This window comes from Syntrophorhabdales bacterium (assembly GCA_035541455.1).
Classification (GTDB): domain Bacteria; phylum Desulfobacterota; class Syntrophorhabdia; order Syntrophorhabdales; family WCHB1-27; genus JADGQN01.
Window position 1 is genome coordinate 1 of sequence record DATKNH010000079.1, and the last position, 13,155, is coordinate 13,155.

At 53.5% G+C, this 13,155-nt stretch carries 14 protein-coding genes; 9 read left to right on the top strand and 5 right to left on the bottom strand.

All coding sequences use genetic code 11. The features are described 5' to 3' along the window. Positions 1-108: 108 nt before the first annotated feature. Together VMT71_08080 and VMT71_08085 are read right to left on the bottom strand one after the other, a co-directional pair. Positions 109-600, bottom strand: coding sequence for a prepilin-type N-terminal cleavage/methylation domain-containing protein (locus VMT71_08080; GenBank protein ID HVN23915.1), 492 nt, complete (start codon positions 598-600; stop codon positions 109-111). Between the two features lie 98 nt (positions 601-698). Beyond that, positions 699-1,283 carry a response regulator transcription factor gene (locus VMT71_08085; GenBank protein ID HVN23916.1) on the bottom strand — a complete coding sequence of 195 codons (585 nt, stop codon included), beginning with the start codon at positions 1,281-1,283 and terminating at the stop codon, positions 699-701. 314 nt (positions 1,284-1,597) lie between these two features. Between VMT71_08085 and VMT71_08090 the strand changes: the two genes are divergently transcribed. Further along, positions 1,598-1,936: a hypothetical protein gene (locus VMT71_08090; GenBank protein ID HVN23917.1), complete on the top strand. Its 339-nt coding sequence runs from the start codon at positions 1,598-1,600 to the stop codon at positions 1,934-1,936. 15 nt (positions 1,937-1,951) lie between these two features. Here VMT71_08090 and VMT71_08095 read toward each other — a convergent pair whose 3' ends face one another. Continuing rightward, positions 1,952-2,446 (bottom strand): DUF192 domain-containing protein, encoded by a 495-nt coding sequence (locus VMT71_08095; GenBank protein HVN23918.1) that lies wholly within the window; start codon positions 2,444-2,446, stop codon positions 1,952-1,954. A gap of 152 nt (positions 2,447-2,598) precedes the next feature. Here VMT71_08095 and VMT71_08100 point away from each other — a divergent pair, with 152 nt between their 5' ends. From VMT71_08100 to VMT71_08130, 7 genes are all read left to right on the top strand, one after another. Next, on the top strand, positions 2,599-2,757 hold the full coding sequence (locus VMT71_08100; protein HVN23919.1) for a hypothetical protein: 159 nt from the start codon (positions 2,599-2,601) through the stop codon (positions 2,755-2,757). A gap of 112 nt (positions 2,758-2,869) precedes the next feature. Continuing rightward, positions 2,870-3,343 carry a surface-adhesin E family protein gene (locus VMT71_08105; protein ID HVN23920.1) on the top strand — a complete coding sequence of 158 codons (474 nt, stop codon included), beginning with the start codon at positions 2,870-2,872 and terminating at the stop codon, positions 3,341-3,343. Positions 3,344-3,488: 145 nt separating this feature from the next. Further along, the gene (locus VMT71_08110) at positions 3,489-5,030 is read left to right on the top strand and encodes a GAF domain-containing sensor histidine kinase (GenBank protein ID HVN23921.1); all 1,542 of its coding nucleotides are present in this window, start codon (positions 3,489-3,491) and stop codon (positions 5,028-5,030) included. A gap of 4 nt (positions 5,031-5,034) precedes the next feature. Then, positions 5,035-5,805, top strand: coding sequence for a sensor histidine kinase (locus tag VMT71_08115; GenBank protein ID HVN23922.1), 771 nt, complete (start codon positions 5,035-5,037; stop codon positions 5,803-5,805). After that, the gene (locus VMT71_08120) at positions 5,802-6,278 is read left to right on the top strand and encodes a response regulator (GenBank protein HVN23923.1); all 477 of its coding nucleotides are present in this window, start codon (positions 5,802-5,804) and stop codon (positions 6,276-6,278) included. The genes VMT71_08115 and VMT71_08120 overlap by 4 nt, the downstream gene beginning before the upstream one ends. Positions 6,279-6,404: 126 nt before the next feature. Further along, complete coding sequence (locus VMT71_08125) at positions 6,405-8,351, top strand: DUF294 nucleotidyltransferase-like domain-containing protein (GenBank protein HVN23924.1); 1,947 nt, start codon at positions 6,405-6,407, stop codon at positions 8,349-8,351. A 283-nt stretch (positions 8,352-8,634) separates the two neighbouring features. Beyond that, on the top strand, positions 8,635-10,017 hold the full coding sequence (locus VMT71_08130; GenBank protein HVN23925.1) for a phosphotransferase: 1,383 nt from the start codon (positions 8,635-8,637) through the stop codon (positions 10,015-10,017). A 71-nt stretch (positions 10,018-10,088) separates the two neighbouring features. Here the strand turns inward: VMT71_08130 and VMT71_08135 are convergent, their stop codons facing one another. After that, positions 10,089-10,793, bottom strand: a complete 705-nt coding sequence (locus VMT71_08135; protein ID HVN23926.1) for a general secretion pathway protein GspB — start codon at positions 10,791-10,793, stop codon at positions 10,089-10,091. Positions 10,794-10,795: 2 nt separating this feature from the next. Continuing rightward, a complete protein-coding gene (locus VMT71_08140) occupies positions 10,796-12,433 on the bottom strand; it encodes an AAA family ATPase (protein HVN23927.1) in 1,638 nt (545 codons plus the stop codon). 456 nt (positions 12,434-12,889) lie between these two features. Between VMT71_08140 and VMT71_08145 the strand changes: the two genes are divergently transcribed. Next, positions 12,890-13,150, top strand: coding sequence for a hypothetical protein (locus tag VMT71_08145; protein HVN23928.1), 261 nt, complete (start codon positions 12,890-12,892; stop codon positions 13,148-13,150). Positions 13,151-13,155: the final 5 nt, after the last annotated feature.

Here is a 13,155-nt window from a genome sequence, read left to right on the forward strand (position 1 = left end):
GCACCGGGGCCGTATCCGGTTTTCTGATAAGCGCCTCCAGACCCTGCTCGGTCGTGGGGTAGGTGCCGGTATCGATCTTATAAAGTTTCAGCGCGCTTTCGATGGTCTTTATGTCTGCCTTGGCCTTGATGCGGCGCGCCTATCGAGGTCATCATCCGGATTTTTGGCTGCTTTCTTTATAAAAACCCATTGCCCTTGGCGGTCCTGAATCAGTGTGTAGCCGACTTTATTCCACCTGAACGGATTGGTGGAACTCGGCGTCGACGTAACAAAGACCACGCTCGCAACAAGTTTTCCGTTGATTTCATCCTGGGTGCTGACAAAAGGGAAGCGCAGCCCCGAGATTCCTCTGATGTCTCTCTTTATCATTTCGAGCACTATGCGTCCGGTTTCCAGGAGTTCCTGTGTTCCCAGCGTTGCGTCGATGGATCTCGCTATAGAGAAGTAGGTCGAATAGACGGTGACGAGCAGGAGCGCACTCAAAGCGATGGCAAGGAGGATCTCGAGAAGAGTGAATCCTTTATCTCTTGGTCGCGTGACGATCCTGCGTCCTGTGCTCACGTCAGCTCTCCACAGGAAAAGATGGGCAAATTCACGCAATGCACCTCCAGCGCAACGTTCAACCAGCCGGGTTTGCAAGAAATCTGCCAGATAGCTGGAATAAGGGGGAAAGCGGCAGGTGCAGGTGTGGCGGCGCCCTACTTGCTGTTCATCACGAGTGTGATAAGTTTCGAACGGCTCGTGGCGTTGAACTTTTTGAAAATCCTGTTGAGGTGAGCTTTAACCGTATGCTCGCTGAGGGCGAGTTTGTTCGCGATTTCTTTGTTGGTGTAACCCTGGCATACATACTCGATGATCTCTTTTTCCCTGGAAGTGATGCCGTTTATTTTTCCCGCTTTTGAGACAATGCCGGAATCGTGGAGAAACGTCTTTACAGTGCTGTTATCGATCCACACCTGTCCCTGGCTGACCACTTGAAGGGCTTTTTTGAGTAGAGGGAACTCAGTGTCCGTTGAAAGTATTCCATGAATCTTGTACGAAAGAAGGGTCGTGATTATTCTCTCTTTTTCGACACCGGTGTCCATGAGGAGAATCTTTGCATTGGGATAACCTGCTATCAGCTTTTCGCTGATTGTGGAAATGTCTGTCAGAACCACTTCGGGCACAAAACCGTTGTTACTGTCCTGGCCATGAACCATCACGTCGTCATAGCCATTCTTTGTGAGCAGTTGCCTGATAGCCTCCGAGATGAGTGTGTTGCCTATGTGGATCAGAATGTGCATTTGCTTCGCTTATTCTAGTTGATCGGACTTTTTTCCCTAAACTTAAGGGGAGAATTACTGACCACGTGTTTTTCTCCCGGATGCTCGTTACAGCCTTCTGTGTTTACACGGAGATCTCTTGCCGGAAGGAATCGGTGCAGAGCCTTTGTTGTTGCAACTTCCAAGCGGCTCTGGACGTAACTGATTGCATAAAATCGTGGCGCATTTTTTGCAGATGTTCCATGTGGTAAAAGGATCGGCCGGGTCGAGCACAATTGGCCTTAAACAGCGTAAATATGCGTCCCTTAAGAAGAAACCACTAAAGAGGAGGTCCCATGATATGTGAGAAATGTGGATTCGGACACATGATGGATGACAGTTATTTTGACGTCAAGGTGTACAAGTGTTGGATATGTGGCAATCGGCTCTATGTCGATTACCCGAAGAGGTGGGGCTCCCTGGTGTGTGCGAGATGCGGGAACGATATGGGCGAGGAGAACGAGCTCGGGTACTGCGAAAACTGCATGAAAATGCTGCACATCCATGTCGGGAGGCTCAAAGGACGTACCTACGGTGAATCCGTCTGCCAGTGCGGTACGGTCTTCGTCCGGAAGAGTCCCACGCAGATGTTCCATTCAAAGGACTGCAGAAGGCGGGCATTGGCACCGATGTAAGCAAGGAGCCGGCGCTTACTTCTGAATTCTCACCAGGCTACCCGTTTTGATGCCATAAGACCGCACGAACTCCGGGTTTACCTCTATGGCGTATTTACACGCCGCAGCAGGTGTGTACACAGGACAGGCGGAAGGGTTTGTTTCCAGACAAGGAGACATCTCCTGGACGTCGACAATCTTCAGACCCTCATTCAAAAAAATGACACATAATGGGATACGTGTGTTATACATGTAAAACGAGTGAAAGCCTGTATGCTCGAAGTAGAAGATCATCCCCCTGTTTTTGTCCAGGCGGGTCCGGAACATGAGTCCCCTGGCGCGCAGTTGGTCGGTGTCTGCCACTTCTGCTTCGATCGAGGCTTTTGCAGTCAGGAAGGTTACTTTGTGGAAGCGAACGGCGCTCGTGCTTGCGGTGTGCCCGGGGAAGCTGAGGATCGTGGCGACGAGGAGCGCTGTAGCGGCTGCCAGTGGCACAGGAAATGCTATTCTTACAAGATGACGCAGGAGCATTTCCCAGTATATCATGCAGCGGGAGGGATGGAAAGGGCTCTCCCCGGGAAAGCGGTCGGTCAAGAGGATGAATGAGCCCGATCCTTGTGATGTGGACGGGCCAGTCAACGAGGAGTGCGCATGATTGCGTAATGCCTCAGAAAGGGTGACCCATGAACCTCATAAAGATAGTGATCCTGTTCGGCTGCAATTTGGCCATCTGCATATCCTGGAGCGTCCATAAGACTATTTCGATGGCTATTATGCATGGAATTCTCTCGTGGCTCTATGTGATCTATTATGGCATTAAAGAAAGCAAGCTTCTCGATTGACAAACTCGGAACGGGAGAGCCTCATTTGCATTCAGAAAAGCGAACTTTGAAGGGCGCGCTTGGTCGTTTGGTGTGGCTGAGCGCGAAGAGTTGCAGAGGCTCATTCTTGTCTGTGGTCGCATGCACCACCATGATCTGTGTTCTGGTACTCATGTTCGGTGCGTGTAAAGACCGGAGGGAATCTCCGCCTGCAGCACATTGGGATAGAGTGGTGAACGGGCAAAACAATGAGGTCTACTACATAGACAGAAAGGCGATTGAACGAGTATCTGATGACATTGTCAGGGTTTCTGTAAAGTATGCCCCTACGAAGGGCCAATTCCTTGTCAGTCTTCAGGAGTTATCCAAGGAACTCGGGGGTGCCGATAAAGACATCAGTCAGGAGTACACAGTATCCACATGGGAGTTCAGATGCGATAGGCCCGAGGGAAGGTGTCTCAGCCTCGCTCATTTCAAGAAGGGCAGTAAGATTGCAGGTTACGAGTATCCTCATCCGGACTGGACCATCCTCGACAATGCTCCAAGCACAAAGATGCTTCGCGAACTCGTGTGCGCGGAAATAGGGCAGGCCCAACCTCAGAAGTAGCAGAATCAGGCAATGGCCGGCATGCGTCCGCCACAGGTGCGTCCTTTCGCTTGACCATCGAAACATTTTCTCTTAAGATTAAAAGACACACTGATCCAAAAGGCGCCCGGTTGTAGAGAGCAGGGCGTGAAAGAGGAGTGTACCGGTGAACTCTTACGGCGATACGCCTTGCGACGCTACTGCTCCAGGCGATCCGGACCGTAAACTCCGTTCTCTTCTTCAACTCGGCCACCTCATAGGCCTCGACCTCCAGCTTGACGAAATGTTGCTTCAGATCGCAAAGAAGGCGACAGAGGTCATGGAAGCCGATCGCTTCAGCATATTCTTACACGACGTCGCAAGGGATGAACTCTTTACGACAGTCGCTCTGGGCATGGGAACCAGGGAGATCAGGATTCCCGCTAATTCCGGCATCGCCGGACACTGCCTGCGGACGGGCGAAATCATCCATCTGGATAATGCATACGCGGACCCGCGTTTGAATCGAGAGGTTGAGGTGCGCACCGGCTACCGAACCAAGACCCTTCTCTCGATGCCTTTTTACAGCAGGGATGCTCGACCTCTGGGAGTGGCGCAGGCGCTTAATAAGAAGAAGGGAGCTTTTACCGAAGAGGATAAAGTGTTGCTGCGGATGTTTATCAATCAGGCAGCGGTTTTCATTGAGATGGGACAGCTGCAGAAGGCGCGCATCGACGCGCTGGAACAATCGAGGCGGGAACTGGAGAGGCTCGACCGTATCAAGACGAAGGTGATTCACCATGTCTCCCACGAACTGAAAACGCCCATTGCTGTGATACAGGGGAATGTCAGGCTTCTCAAACAGCGCTTACGATCAGTTCAGGACGCGGATTGGCAGACGTTCATGGACTCGCTGGAACGGCACGTGAGGCGATTGTCGGAAATCCAGAAAGAAACGCGTGATATCTTCCGGATGTCTCTTGAAGCGGAGGCGGCTTCTTTCGTCGAAAAGATGGTGCACATTGAGGAAGAAGCACCCGCTTACTGCGAAATGACGGAGGAGATGCGCCAACACTGGCAAGCAGTGAAGAATTGGGCTGGTGTGCACCTCGTCGCCGGCGATAAGCGCTTCAGACCGATCCGGCTACGACCTCTTGTGGAACGGATCCTGAGAATTGCGGCAGCCAGGGCCCCTCATAGAAAGATCGACCTGGCGATAAGAGGGGACTATACGTTAAAACTCTCAATGAATCTGCGGGCCCTGACCGAGGTTCTCGACGGGCTTGTGCGCAATGCGTTTGAGAATACACCCGATGGCAGTAACATCGAAATCCTTTTCGGATGCGAGGAAGGGAAAATTTACATCCACGTCCAGGACTATGGTATAGGTATTACTGACGAAAACAAAGTGTCCCTGTTTGATGGATTTCTCCCTGCTCGAGAGACCGAACTCTACTCCTCAAAAAGACCTTACGAGTTTGGGGCAGGGGGCAAGGGGCTTGATTTGCTGAGAGCAAAGCTTTATGCGGAGCGGTTTGGTTTTTCTATTTCGGCAGAGAGTTCGCGGTGTCGATCTATTCCTGTCGACCAAGAGCTGTGCCCTGGAGATGTTTCATTGTGCGGAAGCTGCAGGACTGCCGACGACTGCAGGCTATCGGGTGGAAGCATGTTTACGCTGACTTTTCCGCCTGGATCTGAGTTTTCGGAACCGGCGAGCGCATTGAGGTAACTGCATGGACGAAAAAGACTATCTTTACGATCTTCTGGTGCACGACCTGGTGGGACCACTGGCCGTGGTTGCAACAACGGTAAGCAGCCTCCTTGGCAAACCGGAAAGGTATGGCGATCTGAACCGGCTGCAACGGGAGTGCCTCGAACGTATAAAAAGGAATACCCAAAAAGCCAGGGGTCTTGTGCAGGATATCATGGAGGTCGCCCGTGCTGAGGAAAGTGTGTTCAAATGCGAACTTTTCACCATGCCGGAGTTGATCAGAGAAGCGCTGATAGAAGGGCTGGAGTTCGTCAACCCGGCACTGGGAGATGAGCTGTCTCGCGCTCAATCGGACTCGGACGCTGACAAAATTCTCGAGCGGAATGGCATTTCTTTGTCGATATCGGACTCCCACGCACGTGCGTCTTTCTGTCACGATCGCCGAAAGGTGCTACATATAGTACGGAACCTTGTCAGCAATGCACTGAAGTATCGAAAGGAGAAAATGGACCTATCGGTGAGCGGCGAGAACGATCTGGTTGTGAGCGTTTCAAATGACGGTCCTGTCATTTCCGAAGGAGAGCGGCAGGCGCTGTTCAAGAGGTTTTCCCGACTCGAAAGAAACCAGATGAAGGACACGCCAGGTGCAGGTCTTGGGCTCTTTTGTGTCAAAGCCCTTGTAGAGCATATGCAGGGGCAGATCTCTGTCTCAAGCGGGAGGGGGTTCAATATCTGTTTCACCGTACGAATCCCTGCTATGGAATTGATTAACCAAAAGGAGGACGTATCATGACGGCGTCGGTTTTGGAGGGCAAAAGAATTTTGGCTGTGGATGATGAATCCGATGTGTTGGCCGTGCTGGAGCAGGAGATCAAAGATGCCTGCCCCAGCTGTCAGTTGGACAAAGCAACCACGTACGAAAAAGGAGCCGAATTAATAAATGCAAACGTTTACGATATTGTAATTCTCGATATCATGGGCGTGCGGGGTTTCGACCTTCTCGAACTGGCCGTGAAGAAAAACCTTAAGGTGGGTATGCTCACCGCCCACGCTCTGAGTCCTGAAGCCCTCAAGAAATCCCACGATCTCGGGGCGCGGGCCTATCTGCCCAAGGACAAACTTGGCGAGATAATGCCTTTTCTAGAAGACATTCTCACGCAAGAATACAAGACGGGCTGGAAACGTCTTCTGGAGAAACTTGAGAATTACTTTGAGGATGAGTTTGAGCCCGACTGGAAGAGGAAGGCAGGGATAAACTACTGGTAAGGGCAGCTCACCGGCTCTGTTTTTGCGGGCTGGACCGCCCGCCTTATCCAGAACAGCGTGGTGAACAAAAGGCAGAAAGCTGACGACGAGGCTTTATTTCCGCAGCGGGTAGGTTAATTCTCGTAGTTGCGTGAACCCCGGTGGAGGTGCCTCATCACTCCGGAAGAGACCGAACAAAAACTCTCGAAACTCGCCTTTCTCCAACGTGTGGTGCCTTTCGAATCACTTCCGAGGGAGCAACTGGAAGGGCTTGCTCAAGGCATGGAGTGGAGGGAATTCCGGCGCGGCTCACTCATAATCGAGCAAGGGAAGCGCGGCAGCAGCTTCTTTATCCTCTGCACAGGCTTTGTCAAAGTCTATCTCTACGAAGAGGAAAGGGAAAGCCTGCTCGGCTTTCTGGGCGAAGGCGATTGCTTCGGCGAAATGTCACTTTTGAACCGCGAACCTACTGCTGCTAACGTAGAAGCCTTGGAAGAGACGGTATGTCTGGCGCAACCGGAAGCGAGCTTTCTGCCGATGGTCCGGAGCGATCCCTTCTTCTACAGATTTTTCAGTCAGCTTCTCACGCGAAGAATGAAGTCGGTCTACCGGGAGTGTCTTTCCGGCAACATTGGCGTCAATCGGATCGAGCCGTTCCTCTTCCGGAAACGGATAGCGGAGATGATGCCCTCGGGCAGTTCCCTTTCTTGTAACGAGCAGACGTCCGTCCGGGAAGCTGGACTGAGACTTATCAACGGAAATCGCTCTTCACTTGTTGTCATCGACGAAAAAAAATTCCCTAAGGGTATTGTCGGGATGCGGGAGCTGCTTGAGGGCCTGCTAATACGACATGTCAGCCCGGAAGAGAACGTGGGTACCCTTATGAGCCGCCAGTTCGGTTCAATTGACGGGGAGAGTTACTTTTTCGATGCCTTTCATGAGATGGTGCAACAAAAGGCGGACAGGTTGGTTGTGCTCGAACATGGTAAGGCGAGAGGTCTGCTATCCGGTCTCGATCTCCTGAAGTTCAGGGGATTGGAGACCCTCTCGCTGTTGAGAAATATCGACAACAGCCGATCTGCCGCAGAACTGAGCCTGTGCAGGAAAGACGTGGAAGAGGTGCTGAAAGGGCTGATGCGCGACGGCGCGCTTGCGTCGGAGGCGTGCAGGATCGTGAGCGAGTTGAATGACAGGATTGTCAAACGGGTTGTCAAACTGGCAGAGGAATTTTGTGGAGAACCCCCCTGCTCCTATGCGTGGCTGGGGCTGGGGAGTGAGGGAAGGAAAGAGCAGACCCTGTTGACAGACCAGGACAATGCGCTAATTTACCGCGGCCCCTCATCCGGAAGTGTTGAAGACTATTTTTCGAGGTTTTCCGACTGTGTGGTTCAAGGGTTGGCTGAAGCCGGGTTTCCGTTGTGCAAGGGTCTGGTAATGGCAACAAATCAGAAGTATCGAGGAACTCTGGACGTATGGAAGAAAAAAACATCCGATTGGGTGCTGCGCTCAAGTTTCGACTCTAAAGAGGCCATGGACGCCTTCGTGTTCCTCGATTTCAGGAGCAATGCGGGAGATCGGGAACTTGAAAAGGAACTGCGGGATCACATTTTCTCTCTTATCGGTTCGCACACTCTCTTCATAAGAGCGCTCGCGCGGTATATTGTCGAGGTTCCTATTCCGCTCGGCTTCTTCAAGCACTTTATAGTAGAAAAGAACGGTCAGCACAAGAACAGGGTGAACATCAAGACGTTCGGCCTTGTTCCGCTGGTCACGTGCCTCAAGCTCATGGCGTGGCAGGAGAGAGTGAGCGAAACAAACACCCTCGCGAGGACATCTGCCCTCGCGTCGAGAGCGATTCTTTCAACTGACGCCGCCGAGTTTCTCGAACAGGCTTTTGAGACATTTCTTACCTTGAGGATTAAGAATAATCTGAGCGACCGGGAGCAGGGTAGGGAACCGAGCAACTATCTGGACCCGGCACTTCTTTCAACGAAACAGAAACAGTTGCTCAAAGAAGCGTTTCTCGCTGTTTCAGAACTGCAGAAGAGGACCAAGGAAGTTCTGAATATCGACGATCGCTCCCCTATGTGTTGAGTATACCGACCGCCCCTTTTGTCTACGGCACTATCGTACCCGTTCACCTCGATGCCAGCCCCATAACCATCAAGATCACGGAAAGGGTGTTGCTGCATGAGTTGCATTGCTGCAGCCGCAATATTAGATTTTAACGATGTTATTGGAAATGCACTGCCACACAGCCGAGCACTCCCCGTGCAGCAACGCACGCGCGAAACAATTGATCAAGCAGACATATAGGAGGGGGCTGCAGGGGGCCGTCATTACTGATCATCATTTCTTGTGGTCCGAGGAAGATTTAATGGCCCTCAAGGTGGAGACGGGAGTGCCGGACTATTTTCTTATTCTGTCGGGTCAGGAGACCTCCACTTCTGATGCAGGCGATCTGCTCGTGTATGGAGCCACAGAGGTCATTCCCAGGGGGACGCCCGCCGCCGACATCAGGGCGAACTATCCGCAGGCGGCGCTGGTCCTTGCACATCCATACCGGCACGGGAAGAAGCCCGCCCAGGATGTGCTACTGGGAGCGCTTTTTGATGGGGTGGAAATCTTCAGCTCTAACCACTCGGTTGCGGAGAATACCAGGGGTCTGAGAGACTGGCATCGGTACAGGTTCACGGCTATTGCGGGAACGGACAGCCACGGTGTGACATATGCGGGGGTGTATCCAACCATGTTCGACCATCCCGTGCGGACCGTGGCGGATTTAGCCGTAGAGATCAAGAAGGGACGGTGCCGGCCCTTTGTCAAAGAGATTCCGAGGGCAGGTTCGAATGTCCGGGTCCAAGAGATTACCATCGGAACGAAGGGGCATGACGAAACCAGGGAACGAATCATTATCAGGGAGTTTGACAGCAACGAGAAGTGGCAGTCCGCGGAGAGAGCCTTTCGCATAATGGAAGAGATTGCACGTCATGGCTTCGGCAGCGGAAAGTACCGGGTACCAAGGGCAATTGAGCACGACCTGGAAAGCATGACTGTGATCGAGCAGGGACTGCGCGGTAGTTCACTCTTTGAAAAAGTGGTCCTTACCGACAGGGAGGACGCAAGGCTGTTTATCCGGCTGTCAGCAGAGTGGCTCGCCCGCCTCCACAGCCAAAGACTCACGATCACTCCACGCGCCGAATTTCTGGAGAGAGAAGAGGTACGCCTGGCCAGGTATATAGAACGTTTTGAGAAGATCCAGCACCCCCACACACGGAGAGCCCGGGAGACCATGGAGGCAGTGCACGAAGCGGAGATTGCCCTGTACGGGGATCACCCCGAGGCCTTGATCCAGGGGCACGGCGATTACCATCCGAAAAACATTTACATAGGACAGGATAATCTCAATAAACGGGAGACGCTGTACGTAGCGGCCATAGACTTCAACAACTCAATGTGCCTTCCCCCGGCATTTGATGTTGGCACCTTCCTGGCGCAGTTCCGCAACCAGTTGCTGGACTACCCTGACATCCTCCAGGAGATACCCGAGGAGGTCTTCCTTGAGGCTTATGTATCGGCCGTGAAGGAGACAGACAAGAACTTTCTGAACGAGGTAGAGCTCTTTCGGGCACGCACCGACTTGAGTATTGCCTCGTTCTTGATCAAGGTTGGCCTGGGAGGGAGCGAGAATCTCTGGCGCGTTCTGGTGGAGGCGGAAACCGCTCTGGTGCAGTTCGAGTTGTCACGGCAATCGAACTAGCCACGAACGAGCGCATCTATTTATGGAGCTCACGTTGCCCCCTCCGGCAGCAAAGCCGCCTGAGCCTCGGGTCAGTCTGTGTTGATGCCTATCTGAAAGCGAAAACCCTGGCGATCGAGGATGACGCCGTTAGGGGTTATTTCCTCCACTCTCAAGCCCGGGGCCAGACTTTGTCCTTCCTGGAGAATCTGCTCGTTGATCCTTACGACCCTGGACGAGGGCTCTGGACCATAAGCATGGCCGGATACCCTGAACTCCGGTAGGGTCTGTTTCACTGCAGGCGGAAGCTCTCTTAACGCGAGGACTCTCCCACCACGTACTGCTCGCTGTTCAGGGGCCGTTTTGTTTGTTGCACCGGTTAGGTGATTTACGTCTGTGACCGCTGTGGCCTTCTTCCGAAGATCCGCCGGTCGCACTTCCTGTTCTTCCTTTTGCAGGGAAGCCGGGCGCAGCGACGTCACTCGTGTGGCGTCCGACGAATCTTGCGTGAGAGGCGACATTCGTGATTCGTTTGCTCCTGCAGGTGCCTCTGCGGGTTGCATCGCGACCTGATGGCGTGTGATGGAATACGGTGTGGCGCTAGATTCATCTCTTGGCGCGTTCTGATGGCCCCACCAGAAAATCATGCCTGCATTGAGAAAAAGAGCTGCTATGAGTGGATATATCCAGAAGCGATTGCCTTTCTGCACGGCAGCTGTGCCCGAGAGGAGACTCGGCATGCCATCCCTGCCGCCCGCCAACTCCGCTTTTCTCAGAGCCTCAAGAATATAAGACACGTCTAGTTGCTCGCTACGGTTTGATTCAGCACCGGTTCGCCATTACCGGCTGCCGCTGTCAACTTGAGTATTGTTCCGAGGCCGGCGATGCCGTCCGGTGTCAGCTTTCGGGCGCGTTGAAACTCCTTCACTTCTCTGACAATTTCTTCATCATAGACTTGATCTATACCCACTCGCGCCGGACGCCCCAGGGCAACCGCCAATTCTCTATCAAGCCACGCCACCAGCGGTCCGCGCCGGCCGGGGCGTAGCTTTCCTTTATAATCGGTGGGCACCCTCCAGAGGATGAGGTACTCTCCAGACCATTGTTGTCTCAGCATACTGAGATCGAAAGTTTTTGTGTAATGCCCTATAACACACGCCGCACTCTCCCCCTCAAGAGCGGTCAGAGCTGCGTAGTACGAGACGCCCTTTTGGTCATGGAGACGCAACACGGCCGGCCTGTTCTTGTCGCGAAGAGCCTCGATGCTCCCCTTGCTGCCTTCCTGGCATCGCACTCCTTGCTCCTCGGCCTGTTCGCAAGCACTCTTACTCTTGTCCGTTCTGTATTCGATCTGCCAGACCTTGAAGAGGGCCTCGCATGCTGCCTGTTTGGTGCCGATAGCGGCATAATCGATGGACTCCACAGGTGGAGGCCCTGACACCTCTGCCGGGTCTGCCTGGATACGCTGTTCTTCAGGGGGCCTTCTGATTTCTTCTCTCATCATGGGCGCTGTTCTCAGGTTTGCTCGTTGCAAATATGTTGCCGCAACTCCCACGCAGATGATCAGCGCGACTGCGAATGCGACTCCCTCGTACACTCTCCAGCGGGGCATCGGTGCCACGGAGTCACCGACCACCTCGTGTGCTGCGATCTTGAGGGTGCCGGCGTCAACCGCATGCTTTCCCTGGACGTAGGCTCCAAGCAGTGCCCTGTCGCATATGGAATTTATGAGTCTGGGCACCCCGCTGGTCAGCCTGTAGAGCTTTCGCAGCGTCCTTGGTGGGAATAGAGGGCGGCTGCGCTTCAGCCCCGCGGTTGTCAAACGGAAATTCACGTATTCGGAGATCTCTTTCCTCGACAGCGAACCGAGGTGATACCTCGCGGTGATTCTCTGCGAAAGCTGGCGCAATTCCGGCTGCGCCAGCTTCTTTCTCAGCTCGGGCTGCCCGATCATGATGATCTGCAGCAGCTTGCTCTCGTTTGTCTCGAGATTGGTCAACAGGCGAATCTGTTCAAGCACCTCGGTACTGAGGTTCTGGGCTTCCTCGACAATGAGAACGGGTCTGCGTCCCCGGGTGTGGGCATCCAGAAGATACGCGTGAATGTGTGCGACCAAGCTCTTGATGTTTGAAGCGTCCTGTGGATAGCCTATGCGGAACTCGTCGCAGACGGTCGAGAGCAGTTCCTCCACAGTTGCCGGAGGGTTAAGAAGAAAAGCAACTTCCAGATCCTTGGGCATCAGCTCCAGCAGCACGCGGCAGACCGTGGTCTTTCCCGTTCCGACCTCGCCCGTGAGCAGCACGAAGCCGCCCTCGCCCTTTATACCGTATAGCAGATGGGCGAGAGCCTCGCGGTGGCCCTCACTCATGTAGAAGTAGTGAGTGTTGGGTGCGATCGAGAAAGGTTTTTCTTTCAGACCGAAGTATTCTCTGTACATGTCTCCGGGCCGGGAGGCGAAGTCGTATCTTCTAAAGATTAGTACAGGACTGCTGAAATTACAATCCTTTCGGCGCAGGTCAGCCGAGCTATAACTGTACAACGTACACAATAGATGCCCACGGGCAAGCCGGGTACCCGTGGGACTTTCCATGCGTGTTACTCAGAGCACGCGTTCGCGCGGACCGGTCATGCATTCGCCCACGCTTGAAAGCGTGGTCCTCTGCTGCTTGACGCCGCCCGGGGGATTCTATCTAGGGAGCATGGCGAGCGAGAGGGGGTGGCCCAGGCGGCTTTGCCGCCGGGTACCCACGAAGTGGGTGGAGGCGACGCGAGCCCCAGAGATAGTGATCTTGCTGACGCTAGTTGGCAGTATCTTGAAAAAAGCCCAATGAGTACTTACGTTACGCCCAGAAATAAACAATCAGTATCCGTCATGTGAGGACGGGGAGGACCCATGCAAAGTATCCATTGCCCTGTGGCTGAGGCACAGGATACTCACACGGGTCTGTGCATAGGCTGCGCGTTGCTCCACCACGACTTCAGAGAGATTCTCGGGCGGAGTCCGGAAGAGGACGACAGCTATCCTTCCGAAATGGCCCTGCCTGAGGCTTGGATTGACGGAAGGCGCTGCAGGCTCGTTCCTGAAACAACGGCTCATGAAGCATTCTGCAAAGAGTGCACTACAAGGGCGCCCGGCCTTTATGTACCTGTGTGAGACCT